Source organism: Siphonobacter sp. BAB-5385, assembly GCF_002261125.1.
Lineage (GTDB): Bacteria > Bacteroidota > Bacteroidia > Cytophagales > Spirosomataceae > Siphonobacter.
In genome coordinates, this window is the sequence record NZ_NMPS01000178.1 from 80,679 (window position 1) to 102,265 (window position 21,587).

Annotated in this window: 19 protein-coding genes and 1 pseudogene; 8 read left to right on the forward strand and 12 right to left on the reverse strand. The window is 51.5% G+C overall.

Annotated features, from left to right (window positions below; translation table 11 throughout):
• Window positions 1-3 precede the first annotated feature (3 nt).
• The 3 genes from hmpA (at window position 4) to BWI93_RS17920 (ending at window position 3,395) form a co-directional block, all read left to right on the forward strand.
• Window positions 4-1,218, forward strand: coding sequence for an NO-inducible flavohemoprotein (gene hmpA / locus BWI93_RS17910; RefSeq protein WP_255157938.1), 1,215 nt, complete (start codon window positions 4-6; stop codon window positions 1,216-1,218).
• Between the two features lie 159 nt (window positions 1,219-1,377).
• A complete protein-coding gene (locus tag BWI93_RS17915) occupies window positions 1,378-2,091 on the forward strand; it encodes a hypothetical protein (protein WP_141217516.1) in 714 nt (237 codons plus the stop codon).
• Between the two features lie 251 nt (window positions 2,092-2,342).
• Complete coding sequence (locus BWI93_RS17920; protein ID WP_094813734.1) at window positions 2,343-3,395, forward strand: PepSY-like domain-containing protein; 1,053 nt, start codon at window positions 2,343-2,345, stop codon at window positions 3,393-3,395.
• Window positions 3,396-3,428: 33 nt separating this feature from the next.
• Here BWI93_RS17920 and BWI93_RS17925 read toward each other — a convergent pair whose 3' ends face one another.
• The 3 genes from BWI93_RS17925 to BWI93_RS17935 are packed head-to-tail and all read right to left on the reverse strand — an operon-like array spanning window position 3,429 to window position 6,111.
• The gene (locus BWI93_RS17925) at window positions 3,429-4,775 is read right to left on the reverse strand and encodes a HAMP domain-containing sensor histidine kinase (protein WP_094813736.1); all 1,347 of its coding nucleotides are present in this window, start codon (window positions 4,773-4,775) and stop codon (window positions 3,429-3,431) included.
• Window positions 4,776-4,789: 14 nt separating this feature from the next.
• A complete protein-coding gene (locus tag BWI93_RS17930; RefSeq protein WP_094813738.1) occupies window positions 4,790-5,473 on the reverse strand; it encodes a response regulator transcription factor in 684 nt (227 codons plus the stop codon).
• Window positions 5,473-6,111, reverse strand: coding sequence for a hypothetical protein (locus BWI93_RS17935; RefSeq protein WP_094813740.1), 639 nt, complete (start codon window positions 6,109-6,111; stop codon window positions 5,473-5,475). The genes BWI93_RS17930 and BWI93_RS17935 overlap by 1 nt, the downstream gene beginning before the upstream one ends.
• Before the next feature lie 383 nt (window positions 6,112-6,494).
• Between BWI93_RS17935 and BWI93_RS17940 the strand changes: the two genes are divergently transcribed.
• On the forward strand, window positions 6,495-7,424 hold the full coding sequence (locus BWI93_RS17940; protein WP_094813742.1) for an AraC family transcriptional regulator: 930 nt from the start codon (window positions 6,495-6,497) through the stop codon (window positions 7,422-7,424).
• A 190-nt stretch (window positions 7,425-7,614) separates the two neighbouring features.
• Window positions 7,615-8,367, forward strand: coding sequence for an SDR family NAD(P)-dependent oxidoreductase (locus tag BWI93_RS17945; protein WP_094813744.1), 753 nt, complete (start codon window positions 7,615-7,617; stop codon window positions 8,365-8,367).
• Between the two features lie 163 nt (window positions 8,368-8,530).
• Here BWI93_RS17945 and BWI93_RS17950 read toward each other — a convergent pair whose 3' ends face one another.
• The 3 genes from BWI93_RS17950 to BWI93_RS17960 all read right to left on the reverse strand — a co-directional run bounded on the left by BWI93_RS17950 (window position 8,531) and on the right by BWI93_RS17960 (window position 10,948).
• Complete coding sequence (locus BWI93_RS17950) at window positions 8,531-9,397, reverse strand: sugar phosphate isomerase/epimerase (RefSeq protein ID WP_094813746.1); 867 nt, start codon at window positions 9,395-9,397, stop codon at window positions 8,531-8,533.
• A 335-nt stretch (window positions 9,398-9,732) separates the two neighbouring features.
• Window positions 9,733-10,128, reverse strand: a complete 396-nt coding sequence (locus BWI93_RS17955) for a VOC family protein (RefSeq protein WP_094813815.1) — start codon at window positions 10,126-10,128, stop codon at window positions 9,733-9,735.
• Window positions 10,129-10,222: 94 nt separating this feature from the next.
• Window positions 10,223-10,948, reverse strand: a complete 726-nt coding sequence (locus BWI93_RS17960) for an NUDIX domain-containing protein (RefSeq protein WP_094813748.1) — start codon at window positions 10,946-10,948, stop codon at window positions 10,223-10,225.
• A 160-nt stretch (window positions 10,949-11,108) separates the two neighbouring features.
• On the opposite strand from BWI93_RS17960, the gene BWI93_RS17965 reads away from it, so the two are divergent.
• Window positions 11,109-12,719: a carboxylesterase/lipase family protein gene (locus tag BWI93_RS17965; protein WP_255157939.1), complete on the forward strand. Its 1,611-nt coding sequence runs from the start codon at window positions 11,109-11,111 to the stop codon at window positions 12,717-12,719.
• Window positions 12,720-12,846: 127 nt separating this feature from the next.
• Here BWI93_RS17965 and BWI93_RS17970 read toward each other — a convergent pair whose 3' ends face one another.
• Window positions 12,847-13,569, reverse strand: a complete 723-nt coding sequence (locus tag BWI93_RS17970) for a hypothetical protein (RefSeq protein WP_094813750.1) — start codon at window positions 13,567-13,569, stop codon at window positions 12,847-12,849.
• Entirely contained in the window at window positions 13,496-13,900 is a 405-nt protein-coding gene (locus BWI93_RS27515) for a hypothetical protein (RefSeq protein WP_141217518.1), read from the reverse strand. Before BWI93_RS27515 ends, BWI93_RS17970 begins: the two co-directional genes overlap by 74 nt.
• A 135-nt stretch (window positions 13,901-14,035) precedes the next feature.
• Between BWI93_RS27515 and BWI93_RS17980 the strand changes: the two genes are divergently transcribed.
• Entirely contained in the window at window positions 14,036-15,931 is a 1,896-nt protein-coding gene (locus tag BWI93_RS17980; RefSeq protein WP_094813754.1) for an AAA domain-containing protein, read from the forward strand.
• Window positions 15,932-16,061: 130 nt separating this feature from the next.
• On the opposite strand, the gene BWI93_RS17985 is transcribed toward BWI93_RS17980, so the two are convergent.
• From BWI93_RS17985 to BWI93_RS17995, 4 genes and pseudogenes are all read right to left on the reverse strand, one after another.
• Window positions 16,062-17,630 (reverse strand): FAD-dependent oxidoreductase, encoded by a 1,569-nt coding sequence (locus tag BWI93_RS17985; RefSeq protein ID WP_094813756.1) that lies wholly within the window; start codon window positions 17,628-17,630, stop codon window positions 16,062-16,064.
• 106 nt (window positions 17,631-17,736) lie between these two features.
• The gene (locus tag BWI93_RS17990) at window positions 17,737-20,115 is read right to left on the reverse strand and encodes a PAS domain S-box protein (RefSeq protein WP_094813758.1); all 2,379 of its coding nucleotides are present in this window, start codon (window positions 20,113-20,115) and stop codon (window positions 17,737-17,739) included.
• Window positions 20,116-20,118: 3 nt separating this feature from the next.
• Window positions 20,119-20,442, reverse strand: a pseudogene (locus BWI93_RS29675) (PAS domain-containing protein); the annotation flags it as partial.
• An 11-nt stretch (window positions 20,443-20,453) separates the two neighbouring features.
• Window positions 20,454-20,909, reverse strand: coding sequence for a PAS domain-containing protein (locus BWI93_RS17995; protein ID WP_176454265.1), 456 nt, complete (start codon window positions 20,907-20,909; stop codon window positions 20,454-20,456).
• 249 nt (window positions 20,910-21,158) lie between these two features.
• Between BWI93_RS17995 and BWI93_RS18000 the strand changes: the two genes are divergently transcribed.
• A complete protein-coding gene (locus BWI93_RS18000) occupies window positions 21,159-21,587 on the forward strand; it encodes a response regulator (RefSeq protein WP_094813819.1) in 429 nt (142 codons plus the stop codon).

The window sequence follows — 21,587 nt, forward strand, 5'->3', positions numbered from 1 at the left end:
ACCATGATGACCACCGAAGAAAAAGAACTCGTCAAAGCCACCGTTCCCGTACTGAAAACCAATGGGGTACAACTAACGACGCACTTTTACCAACGCATGTTCCGCTATAATCCGGAGCTTAAGCATACATTCAATCAGGGGAACCAGCAGAACGGTCGCCAGCAAATGGCCCTGGCGATGGCCGTATTGGCCTACGCCGAACACATCGATGATCCTTCCGTACTCTTACCCGTTTTGAACCACATTGGCCACAAACACGTCAGTTTATCCATTCGGCCCGAACATTACGCCATTGTGGGCCGCCATCTGCTGGCTTCCATTGGCGAAGTACTCGGGGAGGCGGCAACGCCCGAACTCATACAAGCCTGGGCCAAAGCGTATCAGCAACTGTCGAAGCTTATGTCGGGCGTGGAAGCGGATTTGTACGAGCAAAATGTAGCTCAGGAAGGCGGCTGGACCGGCTGGCGGCCCTTCCGCGTAGAAATTAAACAGGCCGAAAGCAGCGAGATTACTTCTTTTTATCTGGTCCCGGTCGATGGCGGTCCAGTAGCCCCACACCAACCGGGACAATTTCTGAGCGTACGCGTGTTTCTGCCCCAGCTCCAGTTGCTTCAGCCGCGTCAGTACAGCATTTCTTCGGCTCCAAATCAGCGGTATTACCGGATTTCGGTGAAACGGGAAACCAACGCCATTCCCAGTTTCAACGGCATGATCAGTAACTATCTGCACGACCACATTCAGGAGGGCGATACGCTGGATTTGAGTGCTCCGGCCGGGGAATTTACGCTGGAGCTATCGGCTTCCCGGCCCAGCGTATTCATCAGCGGCGGTGTCGGTCAAACGCCTTTGCTGAGTATGCTGGAACATTTGCTAAATTCCTCCTCGCAGCAACCCATTCACTGGATTCATGGCTGTCGCCACGCGGGCGTACACGCCTTCAAAGACGTATTGGCCGAGTGGGAAGCGGCGTATCCACACCTGCACACGCACCTGTTCTACAGCCAGTTACCCGAGCTGGGCGGCTCGCAGGCGGGCGTTCAGACGGGCATCGTTGATATTTCGCAGCTACCCGCTTCCGTTCTGGATCCCGAGGCCATTTACTACGTCTGTGGTCCATCGGGATTCATTACCAAACAATTCGAGGATCTACAAGCCGCTGGTATTCCCGCTTCCTCTATTCGCTTTGAAGAATTTGGTCCGCAGTCGCTTGCCCTGTAACTAAACCCGGAAAGTCATAAGGGTTTGAATCGGATTGGGAATAGCGTATCCGATTCAAACCCTTACTGCATTTGGAGCTTAAGATAAATTAATCGTTTCTTCAGATCGTCCTTAAGTGGGTACGGTAGGTTTGCCATCGTAAGTCATCAAAACAAACCTATGAAAAGCAAACCATCATTCGCACTTCTCGTACTCGCCGGTATGGCGAGTGTAGCCACACTCCAGGCACAACCTCCCGTAGGCCCAGGTCCAGGCCCCGCTGCCTTCCGACCCGCTCCTCCCGCTGGGCCGCTTCCACTTCAACAACCGGGACTGGTTGCCCTCACAACGCTGAGCGGTACTGTGCAGGATTTCACGGCCAACGATGAGTCGGTTCTGGACGGATTCACTTTTAATACCGAAGGAAAAAAGATAGTCGTTCAGTTTCCCCCGCATCTGGGACAAGCCGTTCAGGCAGCGAGTAAATCGGGCCGTCAGGTAACAATAACGGGTTCTTCGGAACTCACGCCCGAGGGGCAGAGTATGTTCCGGCTGGTTAGCCTGACGAGTGGCCAAACCGTCGTAACCGATACGCCTCCGGCCGCACCCGCTACCCCACCGACATTAACGCCGACGACTTTCAAAGGCAAAGTGCTGGATTATCAGCTCAACAAGCAGGGCCAGGTAAGTGGGTTACGCCTCAGTGACCAGACACTTGTCCGCGTGCCTCCTCACCTCGCCGCCCAGGTGATTGCGGTCGCACCGAAAGAAAGTACGGTTTCGGTAGAAGGATACGTCCAACCCACGGGCGAAGGTCAGGTTCGCCTGCAAAAACAACAGGTGATCGAAGCCTCGGTTCTTACCGTAAACGGAAAGTCTTTTCTGCTCCGTTAATAGCGGCTTTACCTAAAAACTATCGGTTGGTCTGATTTCCTGAGTACTACCAGGAAATCAGACAACCGATTTCGCTTCTAGCCTTCGGTTCTTTTTCCAAGCGTAGAACATTGATAGCTTTAGAATGCCGACCCGACTTCGGTTTGCAAACGGCAGTTCTATTGCTTTAGTAAGACCGAATAGAATTAATACGATCTTAAGGTTATCTTCATGTGGCAGAATCACCTTTGGTCAAACAACCAAAGAGCCCAATGAAGAAGACTTTTGTATCCGGAGCGATTTTGCTCACGCTCCTCACCGCCAGCTGTACCAAAACGGCGATGACCCCCAGCCCCACGCAGACGACTGAAAACAGCATCCTGTTTAGTACCCGGGCCTCCGCCAGTGTGGTAGGATTGCCCAGTTCAACGTTGCCGACGGCCATCCAAACGTACCTGGATCAGAACGCCGCAGGATATACCCTGATTCGGGTAGAAAAAAAGGCTCAGCCCGGTACCAACACGTACGGGGGTACGAAGGTGACGGTATTAAAAGACGGCGTTCCGGTTGATTATTACTTTGACACAAACGGAGCCCTAACGACCCGTCCGGCGGGTCCTCGCGGAGAGGTACTTACGTCTCTGACCGCTACGCAATTGCCCGCTACGGTAAGCAGTTACCTCAGCCAGACCTACGCCGGGTACCAGTTCATCGTTGCGGAATCCGTCCAGATCAACGGCGTTGCCCAGGAATACCGGGTACAGATTGTAGCGAATGGACAACGCATCAACGTTCATTTCGACGGGACAGGAACCTTCCGGGATGCTCATACGGCTCCCGGCGATCTGACCAAAACGCACGCCGTCCGTTACCTCTCCAGAGATAAAGTACCAGCGGCCATCGAGACGGCTCTTGCGAGCACCTACACCAGCTATACCTACGGCTGGACCGAGGAACACGTGCACGATGAGACGACTACTTACGACGTGAAAGTTTTCAGTAACGGCCAGCTCCTCGTTCTGCATTTTGATACGACGGGTACACAGGTTACTCCGGCAGGACCAGGTCCCAAACCAGGAGGACCGGGCGGACCAATGGCTCCGGCCAAAGACGCCCTGATTCAGGATGCGACGCTGCTGCCTTCCGTAATTACGACCTACTTACAGACTCATTTCAGTGGGTACACATTCCTAATAGCCAAGCAGCATACGCCGCCAGCGGGAACTACAAGTGAGTACAAAATTGATGTAGCCGTGGGTGAGCAGTTGTATACGCTTCGGTTTTCAGCCTCCGGTGAATTACTAATGGCCCATGCCCGAGGATAAGGGTAGTTGAGGTGAGTGAACCAGGGCACTGTTTTAGCGAACGGAGTCCTGGTTTCTTTTGAAGCGAATTTCGGCTCGAAAGGAGTCTCGGGTGGCCGTTACGGTGAATGAACCTTGCATGAGTCGAACCATTTGCTGACTAATCCAGAGGCCTAAACCGTATCCATCGTGCCGGGTATCGGCCTGATAGAATTCCTGAGTCAAGCGATCGGGATCGGCTACCGGACCGCTGATCAGGTTGGTCAGGGACCAGACCACGTTTTCGTCGAGCACCTCCAGTCGCAAATCCACCTGCGTTTGTGGCCGGGCGTACTTGGTGGCGTTATCCAGCAGATTGAGCAGCACATTCGTAAGTTTGTCTTCATCCGCCCCTACGCGAAACGAAGGAGCCGTATCATCCAAATGCACGGACAAATAGAGTTGCCTCTGCTTCAGGACGGCATGATAGCGTTCCGTTAGCTGTAAGGTCAAATCATCAAGTTCGATGGGCTCCGGACGTAGTTGCAGGGTACCCGCCCGAAGCTGACTCATCGCCAGCAGATCGTCCACCAGCCGACTCAGTCGCCGTAATTCGGCCAGTTGACTCGCTAGAAAAAAACGTTCGCGGTCGTTGATCGCCTCCCGCTGGGCCACTTCGATTTCAGTACGCAGGATACTAAGGGGCGTACGCAGTTCGTGCGAGGCAGCGGCAAAGAAGTTGTGTTGCGTATCCACGGCCTGCTGAATGCGGGCCAGCATGTCGTTGATGGTCGTCGCTAATTCCTGTATCTCATCGCTGGTCCGGGGCATGGGAATGGGCGTTACTCCGCCGGCCAGATTGACCGAACGGGCCGACTGAATGATGGCTTGTAGCGGGCGTAACAGCCAGCCGCTCAGCCACCAGGCTCCCAGTCCCGAAATGACCATGCTCAACAACAGTGTACTGATCAGTAACCAGCCAATGTTTTGCAGTTGCCGGGTCAGGGGGCGGTTGCTACGCCCTACGATGGTCGTAAGATTTCCGTAATCGCCTTCCGCATCTCGGTTCACCCGGGCCAGTTCAAGCGTATCGGATTGAAAGACCGTAGCGGCTCCGGTTTTGCTCAGGTGTTCCGGAAATTGCGGCGACTGGTACAGACGGTGGGAGGAATCGCCCGTGGTATACCAAAGGGCCAGCACTTCGCCCGATTCGGGCAATGGAATGACCAAGGGGTACAGCGACACCCGTTCGGATAGCCGCGTAGCCCGATCAATCAACGCCCGATTTTCCTGCTGAATCAGTACCTTTTTGACCTCATGGAATACGTAGGTAGCCGCGGCGGCAAACCCCAAAAAGAAGGTAAGCCCGAACACCAGACCCATCTTTACCCGAATACTGCGAATGGGCCAGAACCCGACCATCTTTATCAAGGATTTTAATTGATTTCCAGCGTTCCCTTGAGGCGATACCCTACGCCAACGACCGTTTCGAGCAGCGGCACGGCAAAGCCCCGGTCAATTTTTTTCCGAAGCTGGTGGATGTGTACTTCCACGACATTGCTACCCCGATCAAAATCAGATTCCCAGACTTTTTCGGTCAACTGGGCTTTGGACAGAATGCGACCGGCATTTCGCATGAGCTGTTCCAGCAACTGATACTCCCGGGGCGTCAGAGCAATGGGTTGTTCGCCCCGGCTGACCTGCCGACTGGCCAGATCCATACGCAAGTCCCCGATCTGCCACACCGCCAGCCGACTGCCCGCCTGATTCCGTTGTACTGTACGAATCCGGGCCAGTAATTCTTCCAGCTCAAAGGGTTTACGCAGGTAGTCAACGGCTCCTAAGTCCAATCCTTCTACTACGTGGCGGGACTGATTGAGAGCACTCAGAATCATCACGGGAGCGTCAATGCCAAAAGCCCGTAGGGTACGCAGTATGTCGAAGCCCGTCGTTCCGGGTAACATCAGGTCCAGCAAAATCAAATCATAATCGCCTACGGCTGCCTGTTCCAGGCCCACCGATGCCGATAAGGCAATATCCACCGAGTAACCCGCCTGCCGAAGACCTTTCTGCAGGTGCAGGACCAGTTTTTCTTCGTCGTCGATTAACAGAATTTTCATTAGAGTGCAAAGGTTTGACCCCGAATCGTTAGTGTAGAAGGGTGTAAGACCGTACGGCCGGTTTGATTGACGAAGCCTTCGGCGTTTCGCTCGAAACCGGTTACACCCAGGCGTTGAATACCCTCCAGCAAGGGAAGAATTTGTCCGGCCTGGTGGGGTTTCAGTTCAATGAGATACTTATCCGTCAGCAAAGCGATCAACTGCCCCCGTTCGTCCTGTATCTTTTTGAGCAGGGGTCCCTCCGCCTGAACCAACGAGCCCGATTTGGGTTGGGGCGGCGGCAAGTCAGCCACTTGTATCACCAAACCCGAGGAAGGATTTCGCAGCCGAATCAGGCGATACCGGTTCAGGCGGGCTTCCGGTGGGCGAGCCGGGCCGGGACCACCCGCTCCGGGTTCGACATCGGCGGTAATCGTTTGCCCGGTGCGGGCCAGTCGCCGGACACTGAGAGCGGCGTGGGGAGGGAAACCTAGTTGTACTTCGCCTGCCGTTGTTTGTAGCCGTAAGCCGTCATAATCCCCAATCCGATTGAACACGTAGCCGAGCACCCGGCCGGAAACGGAGGTCTGGGCCAGGGTTGCTTCACTAGTTAGCCAGCAGAGCAGGAAAAGGGTGGTATAGCGTAAGGTTTTTTTCACACCAGCGAATAAAGGGGAATCACGAACGATTCCTTAATGGGGATACTTTTTTCTTTCAATAGGTGCTACACGGATTCGTTTTATCAACCGTACCCGTTCGAATCCCAGATCACGATAAGTCCTTTTACTGAAATGTTTACCTAAGCATTTCAGAGAGTATCGTCCTTTTGAGTCCGCCAGCCCCGACGAATTTTCTCCTTGTAAAGGAGCCAAGTTCGGCTACTGCGATAAAAACGACCTTAGGATAAGATTAAGATTTCTTAATGTTCCGATTTTAGCTCTTCTCTTTAACTGACCTCTACGCGTACCCATAGAATCCGTATGTGGTTCGTTTGAGTTGTTGATGACTCTTTGTAAATTTGATTTTTACAAACGTACGCTACATGGCTCTGACCTCGGTTGATGATTTTTATCGGGAAGTAACGACGGGCTCTACGCTCGAAAAACAGACGATTTTTCCGCAGGATGTCGCGAAAGAAATTGGTCATTTCAATGTTTTCAGTATCGAAGACTTATTTCAGAAGACAACGCAGCGGTCGGTCATGCCGTACAATCGTCGGACTTATTACAAAATCAGTCTGATTCGCGGCCGAAACCGGGCCGAATACGCCGATAAAGTCCTTGACATTGAAACCAATGCCCTGCTGTTTGCTTCACCTAAAGTACCCTATCATTACGTACCACTGGATGAGCACCAGGCGGGTTATTTCTGCATTTTCACGGATGCGTTTCTTCTGCCCAGCAAGAGCGGCGTCATCCTGGACGAGCTACCCATTTTCCGGCCGGGCGGCATACCGATTTTCCAGCTGAGCGATGAGAAAGCCGACCAGCTCAACAGCCTGTTCCTGAAGATGCGGGAAGAAATTACGTCCGATTACGCCTATAAATACGATTTGCTACGCACCTACGTGCTGGAGTTGATTCATTACGGACAGAAACTACAGCCGTTGCCGGCAAGTTCAACCCATCCGCCGGCCTCTGCCCGGGTTACCTCCCTGTTTCTTGAATTACTGGAACGGCAGTTTCCCATTGATACGCTTCATCAGAAAGTAGGCCTTCGTACGGCCAAGGATTTTGCCGATCATCTGGCGGTTCACGTCAATCACCTCAATAAAGTTTTGAAAGAAACGCTGGGCCAAACCACGACGGAAGCCATTCAACAGCGGATTCTGCAGGAAGCCAAAATTTTGCTCAAACAAACCAACTGGACGGTCTCCGAAATTGCTTACTGCCTGGGTTTCGAGCAGGTCGCCCACTTTTCCAATTTCTTCCGCAAACAAACCTCCTTCTCGCCACTTGCTTTTCGGGCCTAAGATTTGATTTTTGCAACGAATGGATTGATCCTTACAAACACCCGGATTGTCCTAGCCCTCATCTTTGCATCCGGCAAGCCAGCCGTAAATCGCTGGTTGGGATACGGCCTAGCCGGGTACGCCCTGTGCCTGCTGGTACTTGGTTTTACGGCTAAGTACCGTTCTTTCAAACCTTAAGAAACAGACCATTATGAGTATTGCATTAGTTACCGGGGGAAGCCGCGGTTTGGGCAAAAACATGGCCCTGAGTCTGGCAAAAAAGGGAATCGACGTGATTCTTACCTACCATAGTAAAGCTGACGAAGCTCAGGCGGTCGTCGCAGAGATTGAGCAACTGGGAGCGAAAGCCATAGCCCTTCCGCTTGATACGGGAAACGTGGCTAGCTTTGAGGCTTTTGTTGGCCAGTTCAAACACGTACTCGCCGATACCTTTGGCCAGGAACACTTCAACTTCCTGATTAACAACGCTGGTGTGGCCGCTCATACGCCCATTGGCAACACGAAGGAAGAAGATGTGGATCAACTGGTAAACATTCACTTCAAGGGCGTCATTTTCCTGACCCAGCACCTACTTCCCCTCCTCACCGATGGTGGCCGGATCATCAATATTTCTTCGGGTCTGACTCGCTTTTCCAATCCAGGCTACGCCGTGTACGCTTCCCTCAAAACGGCCATCGAAACGCTGAGCCGGTACATGGCAAAAGAATTGGGATCGCGGGGTATTGCCGTCAACGTTGTAGCTCCGGGAGCCATCGAAACCGATTTTGGCGGTGGAGCCGTGCGGGACAATGCTCAGATCAACCAGCAAATTGCCAGTGCGACGGCCCTCGGCCGCGTAGGTTTACCCGATGACATTGGGGGTGTAGTGGCTTTTCTGTGTACGGAAGAAGCCCGCTGGATCAATGCTCAGCGAATCGAGGTATCGGGTGGGGTGAATCTGTAGTCAATCAACTTCATTCAGAAGTACTAATCACCTACTGGAGAGGCGGCAGTTGGCAACTGCCTCATAGTGGGTACAGGTCTGGAAACCTGCACCCGTATACCCTACAAAAGAGCAAGGCACGGACAGTGGTCCGTGCCTTGCTCTTTTCGTAGCTGCCTTTGGGCTACACATTCAGCGTTTTCATATACTGAGCGTCCTTTTTCAGACTGTCCATCGGCGAGCCGGGGTACTCCTCCTGTTCAACGAGGAAGTACTTAATCTTACTCGTATCCAGTACGCTCCGCAACGTCTTTTTGAAATCTACGGATCCTTCACCAATATCGTTCTGAACGGGTTTACCATTTTTAACGGTATAATCCTTGATGTGGCAGAGTTCGTAACGTTTGCCGTATTTCTTCAGGTGTTCGGTTGTATTCACTCCCGCAACGTCAATCCAGCACAAATCCAGCTCAAACATTACGTTTTTAGGATCGGTGTTAGCCAGCAGGTAATCCTGGGGTAGCTTGCCATCCAGGGGCTTAAACGAGTAGTCGTGGTTATGGTACCCAAACTTCAGGCCGCCTTTCTTTACTTCCTCTCCTACTTTGTTGAATTCATCGGCGATTTTCTTCCAGTCATCCCAGGTCTTCTGAGCACCAATGTAAGGACAAAGCAGGTAACTCAGGCCCGCTCCCTGTGCCATTTCAATGTTCTTTTTCAGTACATCAGGCTTGCTGGCCGCGGCCCGAAAATCGAAGTGCGTACTGATCATCTTTACGCCCAGCCCATCGAGAAACGATTTCATTTCTTTCGGCTCCAGACCCCACAAAAATCCCTTGGGTCCGCTGTAGCTCTCAAACTGCTTGTAGCCGTACTGAGCCAACTGCGTCATGATGCCTTTAGGATCCTTCGGCAGTACGTCGCGGGCACTGTACAACTGAACGCCGAACGGATTGATCGTTTTCAACGGAGCCGCCGCAAGCGACTCACGTAAGGCGAGGGCACCAGCCGTCAGCAGAGCAGACTGTTTTAAAAAATGGCGTCTTTGCATTGTAAAAAATTCCAGAGTAAGGGTTTCAAAAAGGCTAAGGTACACTGAACAAGTCAACAGGCGTTGTTTTGCCAGCGGGATTCCTTAACTTTTTTTCTGCCGATAGAACGAGTATGCCCTGTTTTTTGGTGTATAAGCTACTTCTAATTGTATTAATACGGTTTGGTCAAAAGCTCTTATGGGTTGCACCGTGCCCGTGTTGATCAAGGCTGTTTTCAGACACGCACTAACGATTTCGGTGGCTATCAAACATTTGGCGTCTGCTAATTAAAGTAACGTCCACCACCCCCTAAGCTCTAGTCTTACGGAGTAGTGGACGTTGGATGGCAACGTACTTACGCGTTGGGCTGCATATAGAAAAATTCCCACAAGTGACCGTCCGGATCCTGAAAACCGTGCTGGTACATAAATCCCATGTCCTGAGCGGGCGTAGGTGTGGTCGCTCCAGCCGCCAGGGCTTTCTGGATCATGTCATCGACGGCCGCCCGACTTTCGAGGGAGAGGGATACGATTACTTCAGCGGTTTGTTGGGCATCGGCTACAGTTTTTTTGGTGAACGTCTGGAAAAAGGGTTCTACCAATAGCATGACGAAAATGGTATCGCTGATGACCATACACGTGGCGTTTTCGTCCGTATACTCCGGATTGAATGAATAGCCCAGTTGCGTAAAAAAGGTGACGGAAGGTTCCAGGGCTTTGACGGGCAGGTTTACAAAGATTTGCGTAGCCATAGGTTTAGTATGTTTTTGTTTTTGCAAACCTAAGCCCCTTTTTTTCAGCGAATACTGGCTAAAACCGACAATTTGCCGGGCTGATTCCGACAGTTTAATCCGGCTCAATAAACCGGTAGAGATACGGAGCTTTGTGAGCTTTGCCCGTATACGTCTTCTCCAGTCGCTGCAAAATTCCCAGGCTCAGCATGCGTCGCTGGAAACTCGATCGATTCAGTGGTTCTCCTAACACCGTTTCGTAAAGTCGTTGCAGCGTGTGCATGGTGAAGGATTCTTCCAGCAGATTAAACCCAATGAGTTTCCGATCCAGCGTTTCCCGAAGCGTTTCCAGGGCTTTAGCTACAATGCTTTTGTGGTCGAGCATCAGCGAAGGCAGCTGATGTAGTTCGTACCAGGCACAGCGATCGGCCATCGCGTCGGGCTGAGGTACGGCTTGGGTAAAATCCACCAGGGCGTAATAGCCTACCGTTACAAACCGACGTAACAGCCAATGATCCGGTTGTACCGCGTGCCCTTTCGCTTGCATAATCTGAGCAAGCGGAGCTGGATCGTACCGCTGCAGACTTCCGAAGGTATGAAACTGTTCGAGGTAAATATCGGTCAGGCCCGTTCGCTGAGCCAGCACGCGGCGGGCGGCAGACTCCAGATCTTCCTTTTCGCGGACAAATCCGCCCGGCAGGGCAAATAAATCCGTGTTTTTGTACTCCAGAATCAGAATTTTAAGTTCCTGATCGTGAAAACCGAAAATGACAAAATCAAGAGCCAGACCCGGTAAAAACCCTCGTCCATCAGGGTTGGTCTCATCCGTCGCAGTAGTCATACGTAACACTCTTTATCGTTTCTTTTTTACAAAATTTGTTCGATTCAAGGGCATTTTCTATTATTGTTGCACTGTGCAACAATAAAGCATTTCTCTGATTTTTCAAAAAGCCCAATCCATTACTTCAAGCGTTAAACAGCCTCTTGCAATGATGAAAACAATGCTTACCTTTTTACTGATGGGAACGACGCTGGCCTTCGCCCAGACGTCGAAAGCTCCTCAGATTAAAACCCAGAACGGAGTCGTCGAAGGAACCGTCGAAGCCAGTGGGATTCGTTCGTTCAAGGGCATTCCCTTTGCTCAGCCCCCCGTGGGCGATCTACGGTGGAAAGAACCTCAGCCCGTTAAAAACTGGGAAGGCGTGCACAAAGCGGATCATTTTAGCCCTGCTGCCATGCAGCGAGCCTTGTTTGGGGACATGAACTTTCGTTCGAACGGAACGAGTGAAGATTGTCTGTACCTGAATGTATGGACGCCGGCGAAAAAAGGGAATGAAAAACTGCCCGTACTGGTGTATTTCTACGGCGGTGGCTTCATGGCCGGTGATGGCTCCGAGCCACGTTACGATGGCGAAAGCATGGCTCAGAAGGGCATAGTCGCCATAACAGTAAATTACCGGCTTACGGTTTTCGGTTTTCTGGCCCATCCCGAATTAACTAAGGAATCACCACACCATTCGTCCGGTAATTACGGGCTCATGGATCAGCAGGCGGCTTTACGCTGGGTAAAGGCTAACATTGCCGCTTTCGGAGGCGATCCGAACAAAGTAACCATTGCTGGCGAATCGGCTGGCTCTATTGCGGTAAGTGCCCAGATGGCCTCGCCGGGTTCCAAAAACCTGTTTGCTCAGGCGATTGGTGAAAGTGGTTCGCTGATGGGTACGCTCTCACCCGTTTCCCTGGCTGAGGCGGAAAAGAAAGGCAGTCAGTTTGGCGAATCCATCGGGGCTTCATCTTTGGCTGCCCTGCGGGCCCTGCCGGCGAAAGAATTATTGGAAGCGACCGCAAAGGCAGCTCCTGGCAGCTTTCCCATCACCATCGACGGTTACTTTTTCCCGAAACCTGTCAGCGATATTTTTGCCGCGGGTGATCAGGCTCAAGTACCGCTGTTACTGGGCTGGAACTCGGAAGAAATGAATTACCGGGCTTTATTGGGTCCGCAAGCTCCTACCGTAGAAAACTACAAAAAGGCCGTGCAGGGTCGTTTAGGAGCTTCGGCTGATGACATTCTAAAGGCTTATCCCGTGACTTCAGATGCTCAGGTAGAAGAAGTAGGTACGGCTCTGGCGGGTGATCTTTTCATTGGGTACAGCACCTGGAAATGGGCGGATTACCACATGAAAACCAGCAAGCAGCCCGTGTACCGTTACCTGTATACCCAGCCGCGTCCCGCGATGCGGCCTGAAATGGGTAATGCTCAGCCCGGACTGGCCGGAGGCGTAGTGAAAAATGCGGATCCCGCTACCAAACCCGCTCCGGCGGCTAAGGGTGCCGTTCACTCGGCTGAAATTGAGTACGCTATGGGCAATCTGGCCACCAACAAAGTGTACGCCTGGACGGATGAAGATTACAAAGTGTCCAAAACCATGCAAAACTACTTCGCTAATTTTATCAAAACGGGCAATCCCAACGGAGCTGGCTTACCCAAATGGACGCCCGCTACGGAAAATAAGGTGTACGTCATGCACATTGGTGCCAAGACCTTTGAGCAACCCGAGCAGCAACGTGAGCGGTATCTGGCCATTGACGAAATGTCTAAGAAAGCTAAATAGAGCATTCGTTTTAAAGCAAAGAGGGAGTACAGGCAATCCTATACTCCCTCTTTGCTTTTTATAATACTTGTTTGATTACTAATTAAATAAACATTCCTACCTCAACTTAAACTTGAAATCATTTTTCTCAGGTATAATCAAATGAAGAGACATACACCGGACTTTGCCGGAGCTGTTGCCACTGCTCTTCGGACAGGCCTTTCGCCTGTACCCATACCTGCGTAGACACTCCCGTTTGAAAGCCGCTAAAAAAGCCCATACCTGGTAGACGGGTCCATTCGGTACGGCGTTCATCGAGTTGCCAGAGAGCCGTGTATCTTTCCCTATGAGCCAGTAAGCTTTCCAGCAGTGTGGGTAAAAGCGATTCGTAACCCGCCTTCAGGTAGACGGCTTCCACGGCGACAAAGGCGTAATCCGCCCGGAAAAGATTCTTTAGAATCGGTACGTAACGAAGTCCATGCATCAAAAACCAGCCCCCCGCCCCCGGCATGTGCCTGAACTGCCAGCGAACCCGCCGGGCGGCAACGGCAGCTACGATTTGATTTGCTTCCCAAAGACCATAAAAATTTCCCTGCGTTTTCGTCCAGGTTTTAAAAGCGTACGGCTGGTAGCTGGCTTGCAGGGAAGGCAGTAGCTGCGATTCTTCTTCCCGTGTCAGGGCTCTGAAACGGGGATCTCTTTTAGGGTTCAAGCGGCGGAACAGGTACGATTGTAGCCGGGCAATGGACTCAAATTGAAGCGTTTGAGAGACGGCTACCGAACGCGTATTCCTGGCTTCAATAAACGAATACACCAGAAACGGAGCCGGGATTTGCTGAAAAAGGTAAGCAACGGCCTGCGTTTTCAGCAAACGACCATAGCCCGCCCTGAGCGACTGAGGTTACGGCCAGATACCGCCCATAAAAGCTGTCTACCCATCCCCAGGGCACTTCAACGACCCGATGATCCAGGCAGTACACGCCCAACAGGGTTTCCTCTTCATACAGGTGAAAAAAGAAGGGATTGTAGAGTTCCCGCAACCGCTCTTCCTGATTGGTTTGCCGATACCGAACGCCTTTGGTACCATAAACCGTGTCTTTGAGCAGGCTCAAGGCCGCCGCATCGGCCTGGGGTTTAACTACTAGCGAAAGGGACGCTTCACGATAGATTTCAGTAGTTTCGGGGGCAGAGATCGCAGGCATTCGGTACGTGATTAGACGCGGCAAAGCTACACGTGCCGCTCTACACTCAGTAGTTTTTGCTTCCAAAGTGACAGGCTGTCCCTTTGGTTTTCGGAGGAATTCCCCATTTCTGTGAACCAGCGGCTACCTTTGTGTATGGATTATTTTAAAAAGCTACTGGAATTACTCCAGATCGAGCGGGAAGAAGATCGGCAGTCGTATTTAAAACTGACCGAATCGTCCTCCGTTAGCGAGCGGAGAGCTGCCGGCCTGAGCTGGTACCCACTGGCCATCCGGGGTTCAGAAATGAGTCGCGGCGATTATTTGACGGTGGAACTAGAGCGAACCACGCATCAGGATATACCTCATCAGTTCCGCTTCGGTATGCCAGCGGTACTGTTTTCCAACCATGATCCCAAGGAGGATCGCGTGGAGGGCATTGTTGCCCACCAAAGTGGCAACCGTCTTCGTTTAACGTTGCGGACGGATGAGCTGCCCGAATGGTCCCGTCAGGGCAAACTGGGCATTGACCTGCTGTTTGATGACAACAGCTACGAGGAAATGCAGAATGCCCTGAAAGTGGCGGATCAACGGAGCGACAAACCCGATGGTCAATTGATTCGACTGTTGACGGGCTCGGCTTCTCCCACCTTTCGTACCGACGTTACGCCGGTTTCTTTGCCGCGACTGAATCCCTTTCAGCAACAGGCCGTTGAAAAAATCCTGGCGGCTAATGAACTGGCTATCGTTCACGGCCCGCCGGGTACGGGTAAAACGACCACACTCGTCCAGGCCATTAAAGCCCTCTGGCAACAAACGCACCAGAAAATTCTGGTGGTGGCTCCCAGCAATACGGCCGTCGATTTGCTCAGTGAAAAACTAAGTGAAGAAGGCCTCAACGTATTACGGGTAGGCAATCCGGCCCGCGTATCACAGCGGTTGATGTCCCTGACGCTTGACCAGAAAATGGCCGAGCATGCCCGCACGAAAGAAATCAAAAACCTGAAGAAGCAGGCTCAGGAATACAAACGCATGGCCCATACCTACAAGCGAAACTTTGGGAAAGGTGAACGCGACCAACGCAAGGCTCTCTTTGACGAGGCTCATCGTATTATGAAAGAGGTTGATCAGAGCGAACAATACATCATTGACGATCTGGTGGGGCGTACGCAGGTGATTACGGCAACGCTTGTGGGAGCCAATCATTACACCGTTCGCAATCAAACCTTTCATACGGTAGTCATCGACGAAGCCGGACAGGCTCTGGAACCCGCCTGCTGGATTCCCATTCTCAAAGCTCAAAAGGTAGTACTGGCGGGCGACCATTGCCAGTTGCCGCCCACGGTAAAGTCCAAAGAAGCCGCCCGTCAGGGACTGAGTACCACATTGCTTGAAAAATCCGTTGCTCTCCATCCGGAAGCCGTGGTACTGCTTGAGGAACAGTATCGCATGCACGAACAAATCATGGGTTTTTCCTCGAAACTATTCTATCAGGATCGGCTCATCGCTCATGCTTCGGTAGCTCATCGGCTCTTGTTTCCTGGCGATGCCCCGCTGGCTTTCATTGATACAGCGGGCTGCGGGTTCGAAGAAAAACTGGAAGGGACCAGTTCGACCAACCCCGAAGAAGCGGCCTTTCTCATGCGGCATCTGGCTCAACTGGTGGAACAGGTACGGTCCAGAGGCGGCGACTTCCCCAGCATTGCGGTTATTTCACCCTATAAGCAACAAATCAGCGTGTTACAGGAACAGTTTCAGCACACGGAATCTTTGCAAGCCGTAGCTGAGTACATTTCCATTAATACCATTGATAGTTTTCAGGGGCAGGAACGGGATGTGGTTTACATCAGCATGACCCGCAGTAATAGTGAAGGTGAGATCGGTTTTCTTTCCGACATCCGTCGCATGAACGTAGCCATGACCCGGGCTCGTAAAAAGCTGGTCGTGATTGGCGATAGTGCTACGCTTTCGCAACTTCCCTTTTACGCGGACTTCATCGCGTATGCGGAAAGTCATGAAGCGTATCAAAGTGCCTGGGAATTTATGGAGTAGTTTTCATTTTCAGGTGTTTGTATCATTTTCGCTACATAAACACTTGAGGCATTTCGTAGAAAAAGAGCGGATGAAAGTTAACCTTTCATCCGCTCTTTTTAGTTTCTCTATAAACAATCTGGCCTTAAGCTTAAGCCTTGCCTTTCAAATCTACCGGTTCCAGATTTCGCCGGGCGGGGCCGGTCAGTACCGTTCCATCCGTATCAAAGCGGGCTCCGTGGCAGGGACAATCCCAGCTTTTTTCGGAGTTATTCCAGTTGACAATGCAGTGCGTATGCGTACACACCGGACTAACCGCGTGAATGTCTCCCGATGGGTCTTTATAGACGGCCACTTTTTCTCCCGAAAATTCAGCCACCATCCCACAGTCATTTTGAAGCTGATCGAGTGAATCCAATTCTTCGGTAGAAAAACGATCAGCGACGAAGCGGTAAGCGACATCGGCGTTTTCCTTGATGAATTCGGAAGCGGCGGCCAGGGGTTTTACCCGACCCGGATCATACAGAGCTGCCGACGGATTTTCTTTCCCCAGCACGAGATCACTCAGAATTTTTCCTGCTAGCGTACCCAGAATCATTCCGTTTCCGTTGTAACCCGTCCCCGTAAAAATTCCTTCCGAAAAGCCGGGCAGTTTACCAATATAAGGCAGTCCGTCCACGGGCATGTAGTACTGGGCCGACCAGCGATAAGCTACCGAATCCACCTCGTAGTACTGCCGCACGTAGGCTTCCAGCTCAGCAAAGGAAGCTTCAGGATCGCCGTGACCGGTTTTATGGTCCGCTCCACCCACAACCAGATACTTTTGGCCCTCGACTACGTGCGAACGGAAGTAGTGGTAGGGGTCCTGCATATCGTACACCAGGGCGTCGGGGTAGGCTTTGTCTTTCAGGGTAACGGCCAGTACATAACTCCGGTACGGTGCTGCTTCAAAATGTAGGGGATTCACACCACCAGGCGGAATATGCGTAGCGTAAATGATTTGCTTGGCTTTCAGGATACGGCCTTCGGACTCGGCTTCGTGGTAGCCGTCCTTCTGTGTCGTTTGTTCGATCCGGGTGTTTTCCAGAATAACGCCGCCAGCTTTAACAAACACTTCGCGTAAACCCATCAGGTATTTTAAGGGATGAAACTGAGCCTGATCGTCGATGGTAATGACCTTCACCGTCGGTATGGGAACGGGAGCTTTAGGAGCCAGACGGGCCTTCACTCCTACTTTCACCGCACTTTGAAACAGGCTGTCGAGTTCCTTGAGCTGCTTTTCTTCATCGGCGTACACAAAGCCCTGCTTGCGTTCAAAATCACAGTCAATTTTATACGTCTGGACCCAATCCTGAATCGTGGACACAGCCCCGGCAATATCATTGGCAAATTGCTGGGCCGCCTCGGCCCCAAAATCATTTTCTACTTCCGCGTACGTGGTGTCGGCAAAGGTATTGATGTGGGCCGTGGTTCCTCCGGTCGTGCCATAACCCAGGCTATGGGCATCGACGAGCAGGCATTTCTGTCCTTGTTGCTGTAATAACACGGCGGCGGTAAGGCCGGTAATTCCTCCGCCCACAATTAGCGTGTCGTATACGGTTGATTCGTTGAAGGATAGGGATTCGGTTCCCACATGTAATTTCGATTGCCAGAGACTTTCGTTCGCCCCGTCTCGGGGGGCCGTAAATACCTCGTTTTTTGTGAGCTCGATCACAGTCATGACTTCGTGGATTAGTGGTTAGATAAGCTCTAGCTCAATAAAACCATACCACTTTTGCGAGGTATACGGCAGTCCCAGGACTAACCATTCTGTTTACCGTATCAGACTATACGGGTGGACTGTCCGGCAAAAACACCTGAAAGGTAGCTCCCTGCCCCGGTTGACTCTGAGCGGTAATATAGCCCTGGTGGTTTTCGGCAACTTTCCGGCACAGGGTCAGCCCGATACCCGTACCCAGGTAATTGTCCCGGCTATTGAGTCGCTGAAAAATCTGGAAAATCTGCTCTTTGTATTCCTCTTCGAAACCAATTCCGTTATCGCTGACGTCCAGCCGAATGTAGGTTCTGAAGGGAGAAAGCTGAGGCAACATGGCCATTTCTTCAGCAGTGGCCTTCTGCGTCCGGATTTCAACCCGGGGATGTTCTCCCGGCTTATGGAATTTAATAGCGTTGGAAAGCAGATTTTGCAACAATTGCGTGAGCTGACGAGCATTGCCCCAAACCGTCGGTAAAGGGCTAATGACGAGTTCTACCTTTTCTTCCTGCAGGGGCATTTCCAAATCAAGTAAGACGCCGTCGAGTAACTCCCGAAGCTCTACGGCTTTTTGTTCCAATCCCTGGGTGGTCGTCAGCCGGGAATAATCGAGAACATCCTTCACCAGCATTGACATACGATCCGCCGTAGACTGAATGCGATGCAGTAAGTTCAGACCACTTTCCGTGAGTCCAGCCGTGTGCCGTTCCGCCAGAATGGAGCTGAAGGTCTGTATTTTCCTTAACGGCTCCTGTAAATCGTGACTGGCAGCATAAGCAAATTGCTGAAGATTATTATTGGTCAGAGTTAATTCCTGGTTGAGCTGATCAAGTTCCAGGGTACGTTCGGCCACCCGTTCTTCAAGCTGGCTGGCTAGTAACTGATACTGTTTCTGACTTTTCTCCAGAGCTTTCTGAGACGTCATTTGCTGGGTAACATCTACGGCCATATTCAAAATGGCGTACACCTCCCCGAATTCGTTTCGCAGGGGTTTGTAGGTAAAGTTATAGTAGCCCCGTTGCATCCGACCATCAATGACCAGATCCACCGGGTCGGCCTGAGCATGGTAGGCTTTCCCGGAGGTAAATACGTCGTCCAGAATTTGCAGAAACGGTTGTCCTTCCAGTTCGGGTAAGGCTTCCGGTAGTTTCTTGTTCAGTACGCTTTTATCTTTGCCCCAAAGCTTAATCATCGCTTCATTTACCAGTTCTACCTGTAGTTCACGACCTTTGTAAAGACCCGTAGCCATGGGAGCTTCTTCAATGAGTTTACGGAAACGCCGTTCACTGGCTTCGAGGGCTAATCGAATGCGGACCTGTTCGGTCACTTCCGTAGCGATCACCATAACACCACTAATATGCCCCTCAGCTTCGCGGAGGGGAGCATAGACAAAATCGAAGTAACAATCCTGCAATACGCCACCGCGTTCGAGTCGGGCCAGCGTACTGATTCCGTAATGAGCCTGCCCGGTGTCGTAGACGCCTTCCAGCAATTGCATAAACGGTTGCCCTTCAATTTCGGGCAGGGCCTGGGTCAGCGGCAGCCCAATTACGGCTTCCGTTTTACCCCAGAGTTCAAGAATTCGGTCGTTAGCCGTTTCGATGACCATCGACCGCCCCATTAACAGACTAATGGCCACGGGAGCCTGAAGAATAATGGATTGCAAGCGATCCTGGCTATTGAGGAGCTGGTGCTGAGCCTCAACGGTACTCGTCACATCAAGAATAGCCCCGATATAGCCGGTAAAGTTACCCTGTTCATTAAACTGCGGACTTCCCGAGCAGTCTACCCAGCGGATCGTACCGTCGGTATTAAAAATCCGGAACTGATTTTTATGGTTACGCTTTGCGTGAAAATCAGCCAGAAAGCGTTCCGCCGTCTGAGCTCGATCCTGTTCAACTACGAAATCCAGCCAGCCAAAACCTACATGCTGATTCAGGGGTTCGCCGGTCCAGTCAATCCACCGCTGACTCACATACGTAATGTGCAGTTGAGCATCGGTAATCCAGAGAGCCGCCGTTGAGGCCGTGGTTATATTACGAAACAACGCCTCACTTTCTTGCAGGGACTGACGCGAAGCCAGCTCCGCCCGGAGGTCATGAGCCGTAAAAAGCAGGTTCAGGACATGGCCGCTCTTATCCTTGAGATACGAAGCTTTCATGTGAACGGGAATGGCTTTGCCCGAGGGAAAACTCCGGAAAGGTACATTCCCCGCCCAGCGACCTTCCTGCTTCAGCGTGGGTAAAATTTCCTGCGTCAACAGCCAGTAGGCATCTGCTGAGCAGAATTCCAGCAGGTTCATCCGTTTTACCTGAGCAAGAGTCAGGCCCGTCAGCTGTAGTCCATAGGGGTTCACAAAGAGCAGGTTGCCGTTCATATCCGCAATACCCATGCACTCTTCGCTGCCGTTCACCAGGGCTTTCAGGCGTTCATCCTCCTGCTGGTGAATCACCTCATCGGTGATTTCCTGAACGATGCCCGCCAGTGATAAAGGCGTACCGTCAGTATCGAAAGCGAAGGTACCAATGACACGGGCCCAGTGTACAGAGCCATCTCTCCAGACAAAGCGAGCTTCGTATTGCAGGTGGCCTGTCTGGTTGGCGATCTGGTAAGCCTCATCCCGAATATGCTCATCCTGAGGATGTAGACTCGCAATAAAGTTCTGGCGGTTCAGTTGTGAACGTGGTTCACCCGTTAGTATTTCCGCCAGCCGCGGCGTATAGGAAATGGCATCTGTTGCCAGTAAAATATAAAAGGAACCCGCTTTGGAGCTTTCCAGAGCAAGCTGGGCTAAATTTTCGGCGGCCTGTACTTTCTGCTGGGCTTCCCGGTGGGAAGAAACGTCCTGAGCGGTCCCGGAAAATCGGTAGCTTCTCCGTTCTCATTAAAATAAGCTTTGCCTTTGCAGTGCAACCACCGAAGGAGGCCATCTTCTGCCCCAATGGTTCGAAAAGAGATTTCATACAGTCCCCCTGAAGCAGGATTAAGGGCCCAAGTAACGGCCTGATCAACCCGTTCGCGATCCTCGGCGTGGATGCAACGAAGTACCTCATCGTAGCCTACGACATCGTCTTTAGAAAATCCGTAGAACTGCTTGCAAAGGTCATCCCACGCAACAACATGATTCAGGGGGTCCAGGTCCCAGGTGCCCAGCCCCGCAGAGGCTAGTGCAAATACATACCGATCATGCTGGTAGTGGTTGGATTCAGGCGTTAACAAATCATTACTCATGGGTAGCTTAGCCAAGATACTTCGTTTATTCAGGTAACTGGGGAACAGACCCGACTGTTTAAAGATTACAGGTCATTAACCCTGCAAAGTAGCAAAATTCAGTCGGGTATTTCTTTCCCTGATTCAGGTAATAAAACTCCGGGCCAGCTAGTTAGAAAATAGAAGGTTTTTAAACCAGAAGCTATTTTTTGTGTTTATCCCAAAAGAATGCTTCGTGCAGACGTTTGCCGGTAGTTTTTCTTACAGTTTTTACTTTTGCTGCTTATGGCTTTACACGGCCCTATCCTTTGCGTTGAAGACGACGAAGATGATCAATTTTTACTGCGTGCTACGTTGGAAGAACTGGGAATCAGCAATCCATTGCTTTTCTTTTCCAACGGCATTCCGGTGATGGAATATCTGACGAATACCAGTGAAGAACCCTTTCTGATTCTCTGCGATGTGAACATGCCGTTAATGAATGGACTGGAGCTTCGCCAGCAAATGCAGCAGCACGCCGACCTTCAGAAAAAATTTATCCCCTTCATTTACCTGACGACCGCGGCCAATCCGACCCTGGTCAATCAGGCATATCAGGGCTCCATTCAGGGTTTTTATAAAAAAGCAAGCGATTATTCCACGTTCAAGGAACAATTGAAAACCATCGTCGAATACTGGCAAAACTGTCTGCTTCCCGGTTCTACGCTACGTTAG